We start from the raw sequence: 18435 nt of genomic DNA, 5'->3' as shown, positions 1-18435 counted from the left end.
TCCCCCCGTCACGGCTTGCGGACGCCCGGGACGCCCTTCACGGTCTTGAGCCCCTTGACCGGCTTGGCCTTGGCCAGGCTCATGGAGCCCTTGCCGTGGGCCTTCAGCGCCCGGTCGGCGCGGCGGGCCGCGCCGCGCGAGCGCAGTCCCCCGCGCTTGGAGCCGACGCGCAGGCCGGTGCCGCCGGCGAGCCAGCCCGCGGCGACGGTGTCGGAGGAGCCGGAGGCGGAGCCGCCGCCCGCGTTGGCCTCGACGGCCATCGGGTCGTTCTCGGCGCGCCGGGCCAGGCCCATGACGAGGGGCACGGCGAACGGGGCGAGCAGCAGGTCGTAGAGGACCGCCGTGAACAGCAGGCCGGACAGGCCCACGTGTCGGGCGGCGGTGTCGCCGACGAGGGCGCCGACACCCGCGTACAGCAGGGTGGAGCCGATCGCGGAGCCGACGACGGTCAGCATCGGGCCCCAGGCGGAACGGAACCGCCCGCTCTCGGGCCGGACCGCGCCGGCCGCGTAGCCGACGACGCACAGCACGAGCGCGTACCGCCCGGCGGCGTGGTCGGCTGGCGGCGCGAGGTCGGCGAGGAGTCCGGCGCCGAAGCCGATGAGGGCGCCGCCCGTCGACCCGTAGACCAGGGCGAGGGAGACGACGGTGAGCAGGAGCAGGTCGGGGACGGCGCCGGGGAGTTGCAGGCGGCCCAGGACGGTGACCTGGACGACCAGCGCGACGACGACGAGGGACACGGACAGGAGCATCCGGTTGAAGCGCATGGGGTGGTCGTCTCCTACTCGTCTGCCGGCTTCGCGGGCTTCTCCCCGTCGGGGGCGGGGGGCGTGACGGTGACGGTGACGGTGGGGGTGGGCTTGGGGCCCTCGGGCTTGGGGGGCAGGACGGCGTCCCGGGGGTCGGTGCGCGGGGGCACCACGACGACGCCGACCACGTCGAGCCGGGAGAAGCCGACGTAGGGGCGGACCCAGATCGTGCGGGTGAGGTCGCCGCCGGAGGGGTCCACGCGGACCACCTCGCCGAGCGGGACCCCGGGCACGAAGGGCTTGTTGGCGCGGGATCCGAAGGTCACCAGGCGGTCGCCGGGCTTGACCTTGGCCTTGCCGTTGAGCATCTGCACGGACAGGGCGCGGTCGCCCTGGCCGGTGGCGAAGCCGAGTTCGCCGGTGCGTTCCAGGCGGGTGCCGACGGTGAAGTCGGGGTCGTTGGCGAGGAGGACGGTGGCGGTGTCGGGGCCGACGGTGGTGACGCGGCCGACGAGCCCCTCCCCGTTGAGGACGGTCATGTCGCGCTGGATGCCGTCCTTGGTGCCGGCGTCGATGGTCACGGTCCAGGAGAAGCCCTGCGCGGCTCCTATCCCGATGACCTGGGCGCCCTTGATGCCGTACTGGCCGGCGCCGGCCGTCCTCAGCATCGTCTCGAACTCGTTCAGGCGGCTGCGGTTGCGGTCGTCGCTGCCCAGTTTGGCCTTCAGCGCGGCGTTCTCCCGTTCCAGGGCGGAGACGCGGCTGTGGCGGGAGCCGGAGTCGCGGACGGCGGCCACGGCGTTGGCGACCGGGTCGACGGCGTCGGCGACGCCCTTCTCGACCGGGCCGAAGACCGTGGCGGCGGCGCGGCGGGCACCGTCGACCGGGGAGTCCTCTCCGGCCCGGATGTCCACCGTGATCAGCGCGAACGCGATGGCGACCAGCAAAACCAGGAGCAGCCGGCTCTCTCGTGTGTCCCTCACGTGCGGCGGCCGTGCCTTCCTCATCGTCGGGTGGTGTGCGTAAGAGTCAACGATCCGCCGTCCGGGTATGGCAGCACCCGAACGGCGGATTGTCGATCCGCGACGGCCCCGTCAGGGGCGGGGGCTCAGCGGCGCGGCTGCGCGTCCAACACCTGCTGGAGGGCCTCGAACTCCTCGACGCACTTGCCCGAGCCGAGGGCGACGGAGTCGAGCGGGTCCTCGGCGATGTGGATGGGCATGCCCGTCTCGCGCCGCAGTCGCTCGTCCAGGCCGCGCAGCAGGGCGCCGCCGCCGGTGAGGACGATGCCCCGGTCCATGATGTCGCCGGACAGTTCGGGCGGGCACTTGTCGAGCGTGGTCTTGACGGCGTCCACGATCGAGTTGACGGGCTCCTCGATGGCCTTGCGGACCTCGGCGGCCGAGATGACCACCGTCTTGGGGAGGCCGGAGACGAGGTCGCGGCCGCGGATCTCGGTGTGCTCGTCCTGGTCGAGGTCGTGCGCCGAGCCGATGGTGATCTTGATCTGTTCGGCGGTCCGCTCACCGAGGAGGAGGGAGTACTCCTTCTTGATGTGCTGGATGATCGCGTTGTCCAGCTCGTCGCCCGCGACCCGGATGGACTGCGCGGTGACGATGCCGCCGAGCGAGATCACGGCCACCTCGGTGGTGCCGCCGCCGATGTCCACCACCATGTTGCCGGTGGCCTCGTGCACGGGCAGGCCCGAGCCGATCGCGGCCGCCATCGGCTCCTCGATGATGTGCACCTGCCGGGCGCCGGCCTGCGTGGACGCCTCGATCACGGCGCGGCGCTCCACTCCCGTGATGCCGGAGGGCACGCAGACCACGACGCGGGGACGGGCCAGGTAACGGCGCTTGTGGATCTTGAGGATGAAGTAGCGGAGCATCCGCTCCGTGATCTCGAAGTCGGCGATCACGCCGTCCTTGAGCGGGCGTACGGCGACGATGTTGCCGGGCGTCCGCCCGATCATCTTCTTCGCCTCGGAGCCGACCGCCAGGATGCCGCCGGTGTTCGTGTTGATGGCGACGACGGACGGTTCGTTGAGGACGATGCCCCGGCCCCTCACGTACACCAGCGTGTTGGCGGTCCCGAGGTCGACAGCCATGTCACGGCCGATGAACGACATTGAGTTCCCCTTGTTCCCCATGAGGAGCGTCTGGCCTTCCAGTTGATAGCGGCTGCTGTCAGGTCGGCGAGGTGGGTGTGTGGGTGGAGGTCTCATCGTAGTGCGGGACGCGCGCCCCCCGCGCGACGAGCGGGGGCGGCCGTGCGGCCACGGGATGACCTCTCTCCAGTTCTGACGTTGTGTCCTGCACAAGCGTTCCCGCTCGACCCCGGTAATACCGAAGGACGACCGAAATTACTTCGGTCGCCCCAGGATGAGCGCTGTTCGGCCGATCCCGACCGCAACGAATCGTTCGTTCGGTGGCACGTACGTCCGTTCGGCCGAGCGGGCGCACGCGCCGGGGCGTACGAACGGCCCCCGCCGCCCGCGAACCCCCACCGGCCGACCGGGTGACGGGCCGCCGGGCCGCCGGGGTGACGGGGGCGGCGAGCGCCGCCGGCGCCGACCCCCGGCAGCGCGAACACCCACACCGCGACCCCACCACCCGGTCCACCGCCGGCCGGTCCACGCGCCCGGTATCGGAGAGAGGTTCGAGCGGCGGCCGGCTCGGGGCCGGGACCCGGAGCGGGCGGTCAGGCGGTCAGGCGGTCAGGCGGCGTGACCGAGACCGGCGAGAACGGCCCGGCACGCCCGCAGCAGCGTCTCGTCCGCCGCCACACCGTGCCCCGGACGCCGCCGGGGCCGGGCGATCTCGGCGCGCAGGAGCGGGGCAGCAGGTACTGCCAGGGAGCCCATCCGCTCCAGACAGGCCAGGACGCGGATCTCCAGAGCCGGGTCACGGTCCCAGAAGGACGGCAGTTCCTCCCAGCCGCTCAGCAGCGCCGCCATCGCGAGTCCGGCCTCCGCCTCACCACCGACGTCCCACAGGGCGCATCCCCCGTACACCCTCTCCACCGGGTTCTCCGACTCCGCCAGGCGCCGCAGGGCCGGAAGCGCGACGGCGGCACGCTGGCCGGACCGGGCGAGCGCATCCACGGCCACGTCCCAACCGGCACGGTCGAACACCTCCGAGGGCTCGTCCCACCCCACGGGGGCAAGCTCTTCCACGGCGAGGCCCCGGCCAGCGCAGTCGAACAGTCCCACCAGCCCCGGCACGCCGGCCTCCGGCCACCCCTCGAATTGCCACACGGCCACCGCGGCGGCGGCCCGCAGGCCCGTGTCCTCCGCCCCCGTCACCGGCCGAAGCACGGCCAACGCGGCGGCCGGGTCGGGCACGGCCTCCGGCCCCAGGGAGATCACACCCCGAATGGCCGCCTTCGCTCGGTACACATGCTCGCGTGCGACGGCCGGCCCTATGGCGTCCAAGAGCACGGGCACGGCCTCCGGGCCGGACAGGGCGACAAGGGTCGACACGGTCGGGTCCCGCCACGACCAGTCCTCCGTGGCGCCCGCCCCCAGGCGCCGGCGCAGTCGCGGCACCAGTACGTCGGCGGCCTCCTGCAACGGCTCGACGAGCCACACCCCGTGTGTGACTTCGTTGTCGTCGTCCGAGTCCAGGGCCGACAGCACGTCGGGCAGGGCCCGCGCATCGCCGAGTCGGGCCAGTGCGGCGACCACATCCCGGTAGGTCTCGCGCACGAGCCCGTCGGGGTGTCCCCACACCCCGTCCCCGTACACGGCACGCTGCCCGGCCACGAACGCGGCGAGGCCCACACGGGCGGCCTCGGCGGACGGATCCCTCCGGTCGAGCCACCACATGCTGCTCGCCGCCCGCCCGGCCAGGTACGGGTCCTCTGCGTGAAGACAGCCCGCGAGCGAGCAGACGAGACCGGTGTGGTCACCGCGCCACTCCCTGACGAGTTCGTCCGCCATGCGGATCGCGTCGTACCGGGTTCCCTGGTGCGGACTGTCGAACTGCGCGGTCAACAGCCGCTTGCGCTCTGGCAGCCGTCCGTCCAGCGCTTCGTGGAGGATCCGCAGGAGGGGGGAGGTCGGCGCGTGGGCATCGGTGCGGACATCTCTTCGATACTGCCCGTAGGGGATCCCCTCGTAAGTGATCTGATGGGGGGTGAAGACGGGACGCGGAGCGGTGAGGGGGCCGGGGGGCGGGGTGGGCGTGAGCTCGCGCAGCAGGTCGACAGCCGTGGACACGGTGTCCTCGTCGGTGGTGTCCGGTACGCAACGGACCCGGTGGACAAGCGCGGCGAACCGGGTCTCGGGGTCGCGGGCCTCATCCCGGGTCACGGCATCCAGACAGGCGACGACCGAGTCTCGCGCCTGCGGCAACCGGGCCGCGAGATCGCCCATGGCGGACACGACCCGCTCCCGGTCCTCGGGCGTCGCCTCCCCCTCCAGGCGTTCCCGCAGGACGGCGGCGGCCGTGACCGCGTCGGTGCCGAACAGTCCGATCGCCGAGATGGCGGGCCGGCGGACGTGCGGATCGGGGTCCTGGGCGTACGTCAGGAAGTCGTCGGCGTGGGCGGTCACGAGGGCGAGGCAGTCGACGCCCGGTATGGACCACGACCCGTCGGGGTTGACGGTCACGCCCTCAAGCCTTTCGAGGCTCGATTGCCCGATGCTGAACAGCAACTCGACCACGGACCTGCGGTCGGGGGCGGCGGGATCGGCCGCGATGGCGAACAGGAACGGCAGGGTGACCGGGGTCAGCCCGCACAAGCCCTCCACATCGTGGGCCAGGCAGTAGAAGCGTCCGAAGGCGCGGTTTCGCGTCTTGCGGTGAGGAGAGAGCATCTCCCGCAGAATCTCCGGGACAGCGGCGGAGTCGCCCCCGAAGTTACCGAAGGCCGACCAGTCGATTTCGTCCATATTGTCGAACATGTGCGCCATCGTGCCGTGCGGTACCGACAACGAGGGCACCAACGCCACCGGCCCGGCCGATGAGGGGCCGGGGCGGTGGGTGTGGTGCGGGGGTGTCGCTCGGGTCGGTCAGACGGCGAGGGTGGGGAAGAAGAGCTTCAGCTCGCGCGCGGCGGACTCCTCGGAGTCGGACGCGTGGATCAGGTTCTCGCGGGTGATCGTCCCGAAGTCGCCGCGGATCGAACCGGGCGCGGCGGCGATCGGGTCGGTCGGACCGGCGAGCTGACGCACGCCCTCGATCACGCGCTCGCCGTCCACGGCGAGCACGACGACCGGACCTGAGGCCATGAAGCCCATGAGCGGCTCGTAGAAGGGGCGGCCGACGTGCTCGGCGTAGTGCTGCTCCAGCACGTCGCGCTCCAGGGTCCGCAGCTCCATGCCGGCGATGGTCCACTCGGCCTTGCGCTCGATGCGGCCCAGGATCTCCCCGACCAGGCCGCGACGGACGGCGTCGGGCTTGAGGATGACGAGCGTGCGCTGGGACATGGTGTGACTCCTTGCGGCAAACGAGTGCGGTTGGCCCAAAACTACAGGGCCCCCCGCACCCACCTGCCCCGGGCCACTACCCCCGCGAGACGGCCGTGGCGAAAACCGACCAGGCGGCAGCGGCGAATCCGATGACGGGCCCCTCGACCCGCTTGGAGTCCCGCACGAGCATCGCCCCGGGGGTCGGCTGCGCAACCTCGACGCAGTCGTTCTCGGCCCCGCTGTAACTGGACTTGCGCCAGATCAGTTCGGATTGCGGCATCGTCATCAACGGGCACCTTTCACGATGTGGGTCATGAGTTCTCGGGTTTGCTCCGGCGAGAGCGCCCTCTCGGCCATCCTCGCGAACGCCGTCTTGAAGACCTCGACCTTGCCGGGGTCCTCGATGAAGATGTTCCCGCTGACGTTTTCCGCGTTCACCAGCGGCGGCCACGGGTCCGGGAACGAGATCACGCTGAACATCCCGCTCATTCCGGGATGCGGGGCAGCACCCAGTGGAAACACCTGGATGGTGATACTCGGCCACTCGCTCATCTCGATCAGCCGTGCCATCTGTTCCGGCATGGCGCTCGACGAGTCGGACACCGCGTAGCGCAGCGCGGTCTCCTCCATAACCGCGTGCAGCTTGAGCGGATTGCCGGGACGGGTGAGGACGGACTGTCTGGCCATCCTCAACTCGACCAATCGCTGGATCTGTTCCGGTGAGCGCCGGACACCAATGCCGGTGATGATCTGGCGCGCGTACCGGGGAGTTTGCAGCAGTCCCGGGACAAGCGTGGGTGAGTAGAACTGCATCTCGTCCGCATCGCCGTCAAGACTGATCAGGTCTCGATAGCCCTCTTGGGCCACATCACCGTAGACGCTCCACCAGCCCTGCTTGCCTGCGCTCTTCGCAAGCACTTGCAGGGCTTCCGAGAGCTTGGGGTCGTCCACCCCGTAGAGCTCCAGTAGGCGCACGACCTCCGGCGCGCTGATGTGGGCTCGCGCGTTCTCGATCTTCGACAGGCGGGTCTTGACCCAGCCCATGCGCTTCTCGACCTCATCGAGCGTCAGGTGCGCCTGCTCGCGCTTCTCCCGGAGCAGTCCGCCGAGTCGCCGTCTGCGCAGAGTCGGCCGGGCGGGCTGGTTCGGCATTGGTGCGGTCCGTCCTCTCAGTTCACGTGATCCGCATTCTGCCCTGCCGGACCGGCACCGTCGATGGGCACGAAGGTTCTACTGCTGCGATTACGGGTTGGCATGTTGCGAACCCGGGTGGGCCGGGTGCATCCTCGAAAAGCGCGGAGGTGACCCAGCGTCAGTAAACGATCACCGCCCGCGCCGGATCGCCGTTGCCCTCGAAAGGACCATGAGTGATGAGGAAGCACGTCATGCGGGTGCGGGTGTGGAGTACGGGTGGGGAGGTGGGGGTCGAGCGGGAGTATCGGGTGGACCCTCGGTGGTACTCCGTGCCGATCCAGGGTGGGTTTCCGCCCTGCCGATGCGCGCGGTGCCTGCGGGGGAACGGCGCCGCGGGGGCCGGCCGGTGAAGGGGATGGAGCCCGCGCCGATCCCCTACGTCACCCTCAGGAGCGACCGCCGCCAGGTGCTCGCGCCGCTCGTGATCGCGCCCGAAGGCGTGCGGTGGGGGGACGATCCCCGGCCGCGCGAGGAGCAGGTGGATCCGTGGCTCGGGGTGCTGCGCGAACGCTGGGAGGGGGACGGGACCGGCGAACCGCTGTGGGCCCGCGTCGACCCCGACGCCCAGTGGGAGTGCGCGGACCGGCTCCGGTGCGGGGTGTGCGGCCGGCCCGCCGTGCCCGCGCACGGGGGCGGGACCTGGTTGCTGCACGAGTCGGATCTGTCGGACGCCGGCGCCGAGTGGCCGGGGCACGTGGACACCACCACTCCCCCGGTCTGCCCCGACCACCTCGCCGACGCCCGCACTCGTTGCCCCGCGCTGCGGCGCGCGCACCTGACCCTGCGGACCCGCCTCGCGATGCCCGTCGCCGTGATCGGGACGATCTACACGGGTGAGGGCGCCGTCGCCGACGCCCTCGTCCCGCTCGATCACCCGACGCTGAGCCAAACCGTGGCCCGGCACCTCGTCCTGAGACTGCACAACCCGGCCCGCGTCACCGCCTGACGGACCGCATCTCACCGATGGCGTGGGTGTCGCCGATCGTCGTGACCACGGTGACGACCATGACGATGAGCGTCACCGTGCACGGCCGGCCCGCGTCGGCTCAGCTCGTCGCCGGAGTCGCCTGCGACGACTCCGCTTCCGCCATCGCCGCCCATCGCGCCTTTGCCGCGTCGATCTTGCGGCCGTAGTGGATCGAGGCCCACCACAGCGCCGCGAAGACCACGCCCAGGAAGAACATGGTCGGCACGATGAACCCGGACGCGATCAGCCCGATCTGGAGCGCCCAGCCGATCTCGACCGCCCCGCGCCGCGACAGCATCCCGCACAGCAGCACGGAGAGCGCCATCGCGATCCCGCAGACGGTCCAGACCTGGGCCTGTGTCAGGTCCGGGTTCTTCATCGCGACCAGACCCGCGAAACCGACGACGAAGAACTCGCCGATCAGTGTGCTCGCGCAGAGAGTGCGCACGTGTCCCTCAGCCCCACTTCGTTCTAGCGCTTCTTCTTGAGCAGGAGGCGGGCCTCGCCCACCGTGATGACGCTGCCGGTGACCAGCACGCCGGCGCCGCCGTACTCGGCCTCTTCCTCGGCCAGCGTGATCGCCGCCTCGATGGCGTTGTCCAGGCCGGGTTCGACCTGTACCCGGTCCTCGCCGAAGACCTCGACCGCGATGGCGGCCAGGTCGTCGACGCTCATGGCCCGGTAGCTGCTGTTCGCCGTGACGACGACCTCGGCGAAGATCGGTTCGAAGGTCTCCAGCAGGCCCCGCATGTCCTTGCCGTCGCTCGCGCCGACCACGCCGATGAGCCGGCTGAAGCCGAAGGACTCGGTGACGGCGTCCGCGGTGACGGCCGCGCCGGCCGGGTTGTGGGCGGCGTCCAGGATGACGGTGGGGCTGCGGCGGACGACCTCCATGCGGCCCGGGGAGGACACGGACGCGAACGCGCGCCGCACGATCTCCGGGTCCAGCGGGCGGGCGTGCTCCGCGCCGATCCCGAAGAACGCCTCGACCGCCGCGAGCGCCACGGCCGCGTTGTGGGCCATGTGGGCGCCGTACAGGGGCAGGAAGATGTCCTCGTACTCGCCGCCGAGGCCGCGCAGGGTGAGGTTCTGGCCGCCGACGGCGACCTCGCGCGCGGTGACGCCGAACTCCATGCCCTCGCGGGCCACGGTCGCGTCCACCTCCACGGCCTTCTTCAGCAGCACCTGCGCCGCGTCGGCGGGCTGCTGGGCCATGACCACGGTCGCGCCGGCCTTGACGATGCCGGCCTTCTCGCCCGCGATCTCGCCGGTGGTGTTCCCGAGGCGGTCGGTGTGGTCGAGGCTGATGGGGGTGATGACGGCGACGGAGCCGTCGATGACGTTGGTGGCGTCCCAGGTGCCGCCCATGCCGACCTCGACCACGGCCACGTCCACGGGCGCGTCGGCGAAGGCCGCGTAGGCCATGCCGGTCAGCACCTCGAAGAACGACAGCCGGAACTCCTCGGCGGTGTCGACCATGTCCACGTACGGCTTGATGTCGGCGTAGGTCTCCACGAACCGTTCGGCCGAGATCGGGGCGCCGTCGAGGCTGATGCGCTCGGTGACGGACTCCACGTGCGGGCTGGTGTAGCGGCCGGTGCGCAGGTCGAAGGCGGCGAGCAGGGCCTCGATCATCCGGGCGGTGCTGGTCTTGCCGTTGGTGCCGGTGACGTGGATGGTCGGGTAGGCGCGCTGCGGTTCGCCGAGCACGTCCATGAGCGAGGCGATCCGCGCGACGGACGGCTCCAGCTTGGTCTCGCCCCAGCGGCCCGCCAGCTCCTCCTCGACCTCCCGCAGGGCCTTGAGCACCTCCGGGTCCTCGGGTTCGGCCGGGCGGTCGTCCTGCGGCGGGCCGGCCTGGGCGCGCAGGGTGCGGCTGCCGGCCTCGATCACCGCGAGGTCGGGGTCGCGGTCGGTCTCGTCCGCGATGATCTGGTCGAACTCGTCGAAGAGTCCCTCGGTGCGGTCACGGTCTCGGTCGGGCTGCTGCTCACTCACGCACCCAGTCTACGGACGTGGGGCACGGGGCCTTTCGGCCCGCCCTTTTCGGGACCTTGGTCCTTCGGGTCTTCTCGGCCCGCGTGCAAGCCTTGCGAACAGATGATTGGGGAACGAATGTCGCAGGCGAGCAGCAGGAAATCCGGTTTCGGGCGGGACAGCCGGGACATCGGCATCGACTTGGGGACCGCGAACACCGTGGTGTACGCCCGGGGACAGGGGATCGTGCTGAGTGAGCCGTCCGTGGTGGCGGTGAAGGCGGGGACCACGCAGGCCCTCGCCGTGGGCAACGACGCGAAGGCGACGATCGGGCGGACGCCCGGGTCGATCGTGGCGATCCGGCCGCTGAAGGACGGGGTGATCTCGGACTTCGAGGCGGCGGAGGAGATGATCCGGCACTTCGTGCGCAAGGTGCTGCCGGGGCGCCGGCCGCGCACCCGGATGGTGATCTGCGTGCCGTCGGGGGTGACCCCGGTGGAGCGGCGGGCGATCGTGCAGGCGTCCACGAAGGCGGGGGCGCGGCAGGTGCACCTGATCGAGGAGCCGATGGCGGCGGCGATCGGGGCGGGGCTGCCGGTGGCGGAGCCGCGCGGGTCGATGGTGGTGGACATCGGCGGCGGCACCTCCGAGGTGGCGGTGATCTCGCTGGGCGGGATCGTCACGGCGCGGTCGCTGCGGGTGGGCGGGGACCGGATGGACGCGGCGATCACCGAGTTCGTGCGCAAGGAGCACGGGCTGTTGATCGGCGAGCGGACGGCCGAGGACGTGAAGGTGGCGATCGGTTCGGCGTGGCCGGTGCCGGACATGCCGGAGCTGGAGGACCGCACGTTCACGGTGCGCGGCCGGGAGAAGGTCGCCGGGATGCCGTTGACGCTGGAGCTGACGACGGCGGAGGTGCGGGCGGCGCTGGACGAGCCGGTGGAGGCGATCGTGCAGGCCGTGCGGGCGACGCTGGAGGAGTGCCCGCCCGAGCTGTCGGGCGACGTGATGGAGCACGGGATCGTGCTGACGGGCGGCGGGGCGCTGCTGCCGGGCCTGGACCTGCGGTTGGCGTCGGCGACGGGCATCCCGGTGTTCGTGGCGGACGAGCCGCTGGACTGCGTGGCGAACGGCACCGGCAAGTGCGTGGAGGACCTGGACACGTTGAGCGCGCTGCTGTCCGCCTGACGGTGGCCTGATTCCCCCCGGACCTGACGAAGGCCCGGCCGCCCCGAGGGGTGGCCGGGCCTTCTCGTGTGTCGTGCGCGCGTGTCCGTGGGGGGGTGCTCAGGCGCGCGGGAGGGTGGCCTCCACGCGGTAGCCGTCCTCGGTGCGGCCCGCGGTGAGGGTGCCGCCGAGGCTCTCGACGCGTTCGGCCATGCTGGCGGTGCCGGAGCCGGCGGAGACGGGGGCGCGGCCGAGGCTCGCGGTGGGCAGGGCGTTGGCGACGGTGATCCGCACCCCGTCCCCCTCCGCCGCGACGGTGACGTCCACGGTGGCGCCGGGGGCGTGCTTGGCCGCGTTGGTCAGGCACTCCTGCACCACGCGGTAGACGGCGGCCTGGCGCAGCGGGGTGAGGTTGTGGGCCTCGGGGGCCACGGCGAGGGCCACGGGCGAGCCGGCGTGCTCGCTCTCCTCCGCGAGGGCGGCCAGCCCGCACAGTCCGGGGGTCGCGGCCCGGTCGCCGCGGTGGACGATGATGTCGTTGAGGATCAGGTGGGCGCGGCGGGCGGTGTCGGCGAGCTCTTCGAAGTCCTTGGCGTGCGGGGTCTTGCGGGAGCGCATGGACAGCACTTCGGAGCGGACGGTGAGCAGGGTGAGTTCGCGGCCGACGAAGTCGTGCACGTCGCGGGCGACGGAGATCCGTTCCTGCTGGATGGCCTCGCGGATCTCGCCCTCGATGCGTTGGGCGTCGAGCCGGCGAACGAGGTCCTGCCGGTAGGCGGCGGTGCCGACGGCGGAGGCCAGGACGCCGATGGGGACGACGAGGCTGAGGAAGGAACTGAGGGTGTCGGCGCGTTTCTCGGGCCAGTCCGGCAGGTGGAAGATCACCAGGGCGAAGGCCACGTAGCCGAGGGTGGCGAGGATCGCGGCCCGGCGGCCCCGGAAGCGGCCCACGGAGTACAGGGCGAACTGGATCAGGGTCAGCTCGTGCAGCCAGCCGATGAAGGCGAGGGCCACGAGGTACGGGATCCACGGCCATCTGCGTCTGAGGAGCAGACTCGCCGAGCCCACCGCGAGGACCCCGGCGGCGCGGGGGCCGTCGAGGCTGTTGTCGTCGGCGGCCAGGCCGGGCAGGTCCAGGGCCATCAGCGCCAGGCAGGTGCCGGCGATGATCAGGTCCACGGCCCGGGGCGAGGTGTCCCAGGAATCGGCCCACCGGCGGGTCAGGGTGGTGAGCCGTTGGCGGGCCGCGTCGACGGGCTTGACGTGCATCCCCCCATCATCCGGCCTGGGACGTTCGGGAACGAATTCACAACCTCCGGGGCAAACGTGAAATGCCGCACTTTCCGCCGGGACGGAAGACCCGAGGACACACGACTTCCGCCGCCGGGGCTTTATGCCCGACGGCCACTAGCGTGGACGGAATGAGCCGTTCCGTCACGCGGTCCGCAGCGACCCGCAAGCGCTCCGGCGCCGTCGCCCCCTCCCCCGGGCCGGCCGTGCCGCGCGCGTTGGCCTGGCTGGTGCTGGTGGGCGGGGCACTGGGGACCCTGTCCTCGGGGGTGCTGGCGCACGACCAGATCAAGATGCTCCAGGACCCGCTGTTCGTACCGGGCTGCAACGTGAACGCGGTGCTGAGCTGCGGCGACGTGATGAACACCTGGCAGTCGCACGTGCTGGGCACCCCGAACGCGCTGTTCGGGATCGCGGGCTTCGCCGCCCTGGCCGCGCTGGGCGCGGCGCTGGTGGCGGGGGCGGTGCTGCCCCGGCCGGTGTGGCTGGGAGTGCGGCTGGGGGTGAGCGCGGGGGCGCTGTTCACGGCGTGGCTGATCACGCAGTGCGTGTTCGCGATCGGGGCGCTGTGCCCGTGGTGCATGGTGGTGTGGGCGGTGATGATCCCGCTGGCCTGGTACGTGAACCGGGAGCTGTCGGGCCCGGAGTCGATCCTGCGGGTGCTGCCGCACTGGCTGGTGCCGGCGGTCGCGTACGCGGCGGTGGTGGGCCTGCTGCTCGCGGAATTCGGCGGCCGCCTCTTCGCGTGAGCGGCCGGGCGCGCGCCGGCACCCGGCCCGTGCGCGCCCGCGCGCACCTCCGTTCCCGCGCCCGCGCGCGCCCCGTGACGACGGGTTCGCGCCACTGATCCCGGCAGGGGGCATTCAGGGCTTTGCGCCCGTATTGGCCGGCCGATTTCTCCCTTACGGCCGTCTCCGTCCCCCCAGGACGATGGCCTGGCCACTTCGGAACCAAGGGAGAACGTGATCATGGCAGCAGCCCGCAAGATCATGGCCCTGACCGTCGCCGCCTCGGCCCTGGTCCTCGGACAGGTCGTCGCCGGCCCGGCCGGCGCCGCCTCCGCCCCGACCGCCCCGACCGTCTCGACCGCCCCGACCGTCTCGGCCGCCCAACAGAGGCTCGACGCCTTCCTCGCCCGCACCCCCGAGGCCCGCCGGGTCTCCGACAATCGCGTCGAATTCCCCGGCGGCGCCGTCACCGTCGACACCCCGGGCGCGCGCACCGCCTCCGTCGCCATCTCCTGTTCCAACGGCTGGCTGTGCGTCCAGGACGGTCAGGGCACCCGCTACGACTACTACACCTGCGGCCTCTACAACTTCTCCGGCGTCGGCGACGGCCTCTTCAACAACAATCAAAGCTCCGGCACCGTCGCCCGCTTCTACAACTCCAACGGCTCCCTGCGCTGGACGAACACCGCCAAGGACACCGGCACCGCGAGCTGGTCCCCCGTCTACAAGATCCGCCCCTGCTGAGACCCGCCCGCCGCGCGCACGCGAGAAGGCCCCGGCCCGGTGCCGGACGCGCTCCCACGCGTCCGCGCACCGGGCCGGGGCCCGTGTCACGTCCGTACCGCTACGCGGCCGGCAGCGACTCCAGCTGCTTGGTGATCCGGGCGATGTCCGCCTCGGCCGCCGCCAGCCGGCCCTTGATCTTGTCCACGACCTGGTCCGGCGCCTTGGCGAGGAACGCCTCGTTGCCGAGCTTCGCCTCCGCCTGCGCCTTCTCCTTCTCGGCCGCGCCCAGGTCCTTCGTCAGGCGCTTGCGCTCGGCCGCCACGTCGATCGTGCCCGACAGGTCGAGCTCGACCGTCGCGCCCGCCGCCGGCAGGGTCGCGCCCGCCGTGAAACCCTCCTCCGGGGCCGTCAGACGCAGCAGCAGGCGGATGGCCGCCTCGTGCGCGTCCAGCCCGGTGTCCCCGAGGTCGAGGCGGGCCGGGACCTTCTGACCGGCCTGGAGGCCCTGGTCGGCGCGGAAGCGACGGATCTCGGTGACCAGCTTGACCACCTCGCCGATCTCCCGCTCCGCCGCCTCGTCCCGGAAACCAGAGTCCGTCGGCCAGTCGGCGACGACCACGGACTCGCCGCCCGTGAGCGTGGTCCACAGGGTCTCGGTGACGAACGGGACCACCGGGTGCAGCAGCCGCAGCATCGTGTCCAGGACCTCGCCCAGGACCCGCGCCGAGACCTCCGCGCCCTTGCCGCCGGCGAAGAACGTCGGCTTCGACAGCTCCACGTACCAGTCGAAGACCTCGTCCCACGCGAAGTGGTAGAGCCCCTCGCTGAGCTTGGCGAACTGGAAGTCCTCGTACAGCGCGTCGGTCTGCGCGACCGTCGCGTTCAGCCGGGACAGGATCCAGCGGTCCGTCGCCGACATCTCCGAGGCGTCCGGCAGCGGGCCCTCGACGTTGGCGCCGTTCATCAGCGCGAAGCGGGTCGCGTTCCAGATCTTGTTCGCGAAGCGCTGGGACGCCTGCACCCAGTCCTCGCCGATCGGGACGTCCGCGCCCGGGTTCGCGCCGCGGGCCAGGGTGAAGCGGACGGCGTCGGAGCCGTACTTGTCCATCCAGTCCAGCGGGTCCACGACGTTGCCGAAGGACTTCGACATCTTCTTGCCGCGCTCGTCGCGGACCAGACCGGTCAGCACGATCGTCTTGAACGGGGCCTGCCCGTCCATCGCGTACAGGCCGAACATCATCATCCGGGCGACCCAGAAGAAGATGATGTCGTGGCCGGTGAGCAGCACGTCGGTGGAGTAGAACTTCTCCAGGTCCGGGGTCTTCTCCGGCCAGCCCAGGGTGGAGAAGGGCCACAGGCCCGAGGAGAACCAGGTGTCGAGGACGTCGGTGTCCTGGGTCCAACCCTCGCCGGTGGGCGGCTGCTCGTCGGGTCCGACGCAGACGACCTCGCCGTTCGGGCCGTACCAGACCGGGATCCGGTGGCCCCACCACAGCTGGCGCGAGATGCACCAGTCGTGCAGGTTGTCGACCCAGTCGAAGTACCGCTTCTCCATCTCCTGCGGGTGGATCGCGACCCGGCCGTCACGGACGGCGTCGCCGGCCTCCTTGGCCAGCGGGCCGACCTTGACCCACCACTGGAGCGACAGCCGCGGCTCGACGGTGGTCGCGCAGCGCGAGCAGTGCCCGACGGAGTGCAGGTAGGGGCGCTTCTCGGCGACGATCCGACCCTGCTCGCGCAGGGCGGCGACGATCGCCGACCGGGCCTCGAACCGGTCCAGGCCGAGGAACGGGCCGTGCACGGTGATGACCCCGCGCTCGTCCATGACCGCCAGGTTCGGCAGGTCGTGACGGCGGCCGATCGCGAAGTCGTTCGGGTCGTGCGCCGGGGTCACCTTGACGGCGCCGGTGCCGAACTCGGGGTCCACGTGCTCGTCGGCGACGACCGGGATGGTGCGGTCGGTCAGCGGCAGCTTGATCCGCCGGCCCACGAGGTGCTTGTAGCGCTCGTCGTCCGGGTGGACCGCGACGGCCGTGTCGCCGAGCATCGTCTCGGCTCGGGTGGTGGCGACGACCAGGGAGTCCTCGCCCTCGCCGTAGCGGATGGAGACCAGCTCGCCGGCGTCCTCCTGGTACTCCACCTCGATGTCCGAGATGGCCGTCAGACAGCGCGGGCACCAGTTGATGATGCGCTCGGCGCGGTAGATCAGCTCGTCGTCGTACAGCTTCTTGAAGATGGTCTGGACGGCCTTGGACAGGCCCTCGTCCATGGTGAAGCGCTCACGGGACCAGTCGACGCCGTCGCCCAGGCGCCGCATCTGCCCGAGGATCCTGCCGCCGTACTCCTCCTTCCACTGCCAGACGCGGTCCGTGAACTCCTCACGGCCGAGGTCGTGCCGGGACTTGCCCTCCTCGGCGAGCTGCTGCTCGACCTTGTTCTGCGTGGCGATGCCGGCGTGGTCCATGCCGGGCAGCCACAGGGACTCGTGGCCCTGCATGCGCTTGCGGCGGGTCAGGGCGTCCATCAGCGTGTGCTGGAAGGCGTGGCCCAGGTGGAGGGAGCCGGTGACGTTCGGCGGCGGGATGACGATCGTGTACGGGGGCTTCTCGCTGCTCGCGTCGGCGGTGAAGTAGCCACGCTCCACCCAACGCTCGTAGAGCGCGCCCTCTACCTCCGCCGGCGCGTACTGGGGCGGCAATTCGGTGCTGGGGCTGCTGGGTGTCTGCGTGTTCTCGGTCACGAGGAACAGTTTAGGGGCGCCGGGCAGTGGTCCTGAAACCGGTATTCCGAGGGTGAGGCCCCGCACGGGCGGCCGATTTCCGTCAGGATGTGGGAGTCACATCAGCATCCGAACCGGGGGACGAGGGCATGAGTCAGAACCATCCGGGACCGTACGACGACCAGCAACCACCGCGACCGGCCCGTCCGGCCGCGCCCTACGGCCCCCCGCCGCAGCAGCCGCAGCAGCAGCCGCAGCAGCAGCAGCAGCAGGACGACGCGTACGGGTACGGCTACCCGCAGCAGGCCCCGCCGCCGCAGCAGCAGTACGGCGAGGGCTACGGCTACCCCCAGCAGGCGCAGCCGCAGTACGGGCAGCAGGCGCAGCCGCAGTACGGCGAGCAGACCCAGGCCATGCCCGCGTACGGCGAGCAGACCCAGGCCATGCCGGGCTACGGACAGCAGCCGCAGCAGCAGCCGCAGTACGGCCAGGCCCCGCAGGCCCCGCCGTCCCCCTACGGGCAGCAGCCGCAGCCGCAGCAGCCGCAGTACGGCGGCGGCCAGGACCCGTACGGACAGCACCCGGGCCAGGGCGTTCAGGACGCGGGCTACGGGTACGGCGCCGGCCCGCAGGGCTCCGGCGGCACGCCCCCGTACGGCGGCCCCCAGGTCACCCCTCCCCCGCCCCCGTTCTCCGCGCCGCTCGCCTCCTCGACCTCCTACACCCCCGAGCCCGAACCCGAGCGCGGGTCCGGTCGCTCGCGGCTCGGACTGATCGTGGTCGCGGCCGTGGCCGCCCTCGCCGTGCTCGGCGGCGCCGTGTGGTGGTTCTTCCTCTCCGGTGACGGCGGCGAGGAGAAGAAGGCCGCCGGCTCCGGTTCCGCCGGCTCCGCGGCGAACGCCGCCGTGGCCGCCGACTCCAAGGACTTCAAGCTCGTGGCCCCCGAGGCCGTCGGCGACTACAAGAAGACGGGCGCGAAGGAGAAGGAGTTCGGCGCGAAGGAGAAGGACGAGGCCGAGGCGATGGGCGTGAAGAACCCCACCCGCGTCTCCGGCGCCTACCGGGCCGGCAGCGGCGCGGCCGTCAAGCAGCTGAGCCTCAGCGGCATGTACGGGGAGATAGCCGACCCGGCGAAGACCGTGGACGACTCCTTCGCCCAGGCCAAGGCCAACGCCGCCACCCAGGACCCCACCTACAGCCTGGAGTTCGCCGGCGAGCCCAAGGAGATGAAGCCCGAGGGCTTCTCCGGCGCGATCATGAAGTGCCAGGAGGCGAAGTTCACCCCGAAAAAGACCGGGGAGGGCGCGACCCTCACCAAGCCGTTCACGGTCCCCATGTGCATGTGGGCCGACTACGGCACCCTCGGCGTCATCAACTCCATCGACCTCGCCGCCGCGATGACCGGCAAGCCCGGCGTGACGATGGACCAGACCGCCGCGCTCACCGCGCAGGCCCACAAGGCGGCCCGCGTCAAGAAGTAGTGACGGCCCGTCGGACCCCCGACC

At 71.5% G+C, this 18435-nt stretch carries 16 protein-coding genes; 5 read left to right on the top strand and 11 right to left on the bottom strand.

Annotated features, from left to right (window positions below):
• Nucleotides 1–8: 8 nt before the first annotated feature.
• From mreD to ACN20G_RS17830, 7 genes are all read right to left on the bottom strand, one after another.
• Nucleotides 9–767 (bottom strand): rod shape-determining protein MreD, encoded by a 759-nt coding sequence (gene mreD / locus ACN20G_RS17860; protein WP_424213789.1) that lies wholly within the window; start codon nt 765–767, stop codon nt 9–11.
• Between the two features lie 14 nt (nt 768–781).
• Entirely contained in the window at nt 782–1732 is a 951-nt protein-coding gene (gene mreC / locus ACN20G_RS17855; RefSeq protein ID WP_424213788.1) for a rod shape-determining protein MreC, read from the bottom strand.
• A gap of 125 nt (nt 1733–1857) precedes the next feature.
• Nucleotides 1858–2877, bottom strand: a complete 1020-nt coding sequence (locus ACN20G_RS17850) for a rod shape-determining protein (RefSeq protein ID WP_424213787.1) — start codon at nt 2875–2877, stop codon at nt 1858–1860.
• Between the two features lie 588 nt (nt 2878–3465).
• On the bottom strand, nt 3466–5655 hold the full coding sequence (locus ACN20G_RS17845; protein ID WP_424213786.1) for a HEAT repeat domain-containing protein: 2190 nt from the start codon (nt 5653–5655) through the stop codon (nt 3466–3468).
• A 108-nt stretch (nt 5656–5763) separates the two neighbouring features.
• A complete protein-coding gene (gene ndk, locus ACN20G_RS17840) occupies nt 5764–6180 on the bottom strand; it encodes a nucleoside-diphosphate kinase (protein ID WP_424213785.1) in 417 nt (138 codons plus the stop codon).
• Between the two features lie 76 nt (nt 6181–6256).
• On the bottom strand, nt 6257–6448 hold the full coding sequence (locus tag ACN20G_RS17835; RefSeq protein ID WP_424213784.1) for a DUF397 domain-containing protein: 192 nt from the start codon (nt 6446–6448) through the stop codon (nt 6257–6259).
• On the bottom strand, nt 6448–7314 hold the full coding sequence (locus tag ACN20G_RS17830) for a helix-turn-helix domain-containing protein (protein ID WP_424213783.1): 867 nt from the start codon (nt 7312–7314) through the stop codon (nt 6448–6450). The genes ACN20G_RS17835 and ACN20G_RS17830 overlap by 1 nt, the downstream gene beginning before the upstream one ends.
• A 397-nt stretch (nt 7315–7711) precedes the next feature.
• Between ACN20G_RS17830 and ACN20G_RS17825 the strand changes: the two genes are divergently transcribed.
• On the top strand, nt 7712–8302 hold the full coding sequence (locus ACN20G_RS17825; protein WP_424213782.1) for a hypothetical protein: 591 nt from the start codon (nt 7712–7714) through the stop codon (nt 8300–8302).
• A gap of 100 nt (nt 8303–8402) precedes the next feature.
• Here the strand turns inward: ACN20G_RS17825 and ACN20G_RS17820 are convergent, their stop codons facing one another.
• Both ACN20G_RS17820 and folC read right to left on the bottom strand, forming a co-directional pair.
• Nucleotides 8403–8771 (bottom strand): DUF4233 domain-containing protein, encoded by a 369-nt coding sequence (locus tag ACN20G_RS17820; protein WP_424213781.1) that lies wholly within the window; start codon nt 8769–8771, stop codon nt 8403–8405.
• 23 nt (nt 8772–8794) lie between these two features.
• Complete coding sequence (folC, locus tag ACN20G_RS17815; RefSeq protein WP_424213780.1) at nt 8795–10321, bottom strand: bifunctional tetrahydrofolate synthase/dihydrofolate synthase; 1527 nt, start codon at nt 10319–10321, stop codon at nt 8795–8797.
• Between the two features lie 117 nt (nt 10322–10438).
• Here folC and ACN20G_RS17810 point away from each other — a divergent pair, with 117 nt between their 5' ends.
• Nucleotides 10439–11488: a rod shape-determining protein gene (locus ACN20G_RS17810; protein WP_424213779.1), complete on the top strand. Its 1050-nt coding sequence runs from the start codon at nt 10439–10441 to the stop codon at nt 11486–11488.
• Nucleotides 11489–11587: 99 nt separating this feature from the next.
• Here ACN20G_RS17810 and ACN20G_RS17805 read toward each other — a convergent pair whose 3' ends face one another.
• Complete coding sequence (locus ACN20G_RS17805; protein ID WP_424213778.1) at nt 11588–12736, bottom strand: sensor histidine kinase; 1149 nt, start codon at nt 12734–12736, stop codon at nt 11588–11590.
• Nucleotides 12737–12888: 152 nt separating this feature from the next.
• Between ACN20G_RS17805 and ACN20G_RS17800 the strand changes: the two genes are divergently transcribed.
• Together ACN20G_RS17800 and ACN20G_RS17795 are read left to right on the top strand one after the other, a co-directional pair.
• Nucleotides 12889–13506 carry a vitamin K epoxide reductase family protein gene (locus ACN20G_RS17800; protein ID WP_424213777.1) on the top strand — a complete coding sequence of 206 codons (618 nt, stop codon included), beginning with the start codon at nt 12889–12891 and terminating at the stop codon, nt 13504–13506.
• Nucleotides 13507–13725: 219 nt separating this feature from the next.
• Nucleotides 13726–14229 carry a hypothetical protein gene (locus ACN20G_RS17795; protein ID WP_424213776.1) on the top strand — a complete coding sequence of 168 codons (504 nt, stop codon included), beginning with the start codon at nt 13726–13728 and terminating at the stop codon, nt 14227–14229.
• A gap of 100 nt (nt 14230–14329) precedes the next feature.
• On the opposite strand, the gene ACN20G_RS17790 is transcribed toward ACN20G_RS17795, so the two are convergent.
• The gene (locus tag ACN20G_RS17790; protein ID WP_424213775.1) at nt 14330–16951 is read right to left on the bottom strand and encodes a valine--tRNA ligase; all 2622 of its coding nucleotides are present in this window, start codon (nt 16949–16951) and stop codon (nt 14330–14332) included.
• Nucleotides 16952–17079: 128 nt separating this feature from the next.
• On the opposite strand from ACN20G_RS17790, the gene ACN20G_RS17785 reads away from it, so the two are divergent.
• On the top strand, nt 17080–18411 hold the full coding sequence (locus tag ACN20G_RS17785; protein ID WP_424213774.1) for a hypothetical protein: 1332 nt from the start codon (nt 17080–17082) through the stop codon (nt 18409–18411).
• Nucleotides 18412–18435: the final 24 nt, after the last annotated feature.

Source organism: Streptomyces dryopteridis, from assembly GCF_049606955.1.
Taxonomy (GTDB): domain Bacteria; phylum Actinomycetota; class Actinomycetes; order Streptomycetales; family Streptomycetaceae; genus Streptomyces.
Note: the sequence above shows the minus strand (reverse complement) of the source record. Positions and strands in the feature narration are given on the sequence as shown.

Coding starts and splice junctions, on each gene's coding strand:
- mreD (WP_424213789.1), bottom strand. CDS start 767: ATGCGCTTCAACCGGATGCTCCTGTCCGTGTCCCTCGTCGTCGTCGCG.
- ACN20G_RS17850 (WP_424213787.1), bottom strand. CDS start 2,877: ATGTCGTTCATCGGCCGTGACATGGCTGTCGACCTCGGGACCGCCAAC.
- ACN20G_RS17845 (WP_424213786.1), bottom strand. CDS start 5,655: ATGTTCGACAATATGGACGAAATCGACTGGTCGGCCTTCGGTAACTTC.
- ndk (WP_424213785.1), bottom strand. CDS start 6,180: ATGTCCCAGCGCACGCTCGTCATCCTCAAGCCCGACGCCGTCCGTCGC.
- ACN20G_RS17835 (WP_424213784.1), bottom strand. CDS start 6,448: ATGACGATGCCGCAATCCGAACTGATCTGGCGCAAGTCCAGTTACAGC.
- ACN20G_RS17830 (WP_424213783.1), bottom strand. CDS start 7,314: ATGCCGAACCAGCCCGCCCGGCCGACTCTGCGCAGACGGCGACTCGGC.
- ACN20G_RS17825 (WP_424213782.1), top strand. CDS start 7,712: ATGGAGCCCGCGCCGATCCCCTACGTCACCCTCAGGAGCGACCGCCGC.
- ACN20G_RS17810 (WP_424213779.1), top strand. CDS start 10,439: ATGTCGCAGGCGAGCAGCAGGAAATCCGGTTTCGGGCGGGACAGCCGG.
- ACN20G_RS17805 (WP_424213778.1), bottom strand. CDS start 12,736: ATGCACGTCAAGCCCGTCGACGCGGCCCGCCAACGGCTCACCACCCTG.
- ACN20G_RS17800 (WP_424213777.1), top strand. CDS start 12,889: ATGAGCCGTTCCGTCACGCGGTCCGCAGCGACCCGCAAGCGCTCCGGC.
- ACN20G_RS17795 (WP_424213776.1), top strand. CDS start 13,726: ATGGCAGCAGCCCGCAAGATCATGGCCCTGACCGTCGCCGCCTCGGCC.
- ACN20G_RS17785 (WP_424213774.1), top strand. CDS start 17,080: ATGAGTCAGAACCATCCGGGACCGTACGACGACCAGCAACCACCGCGA.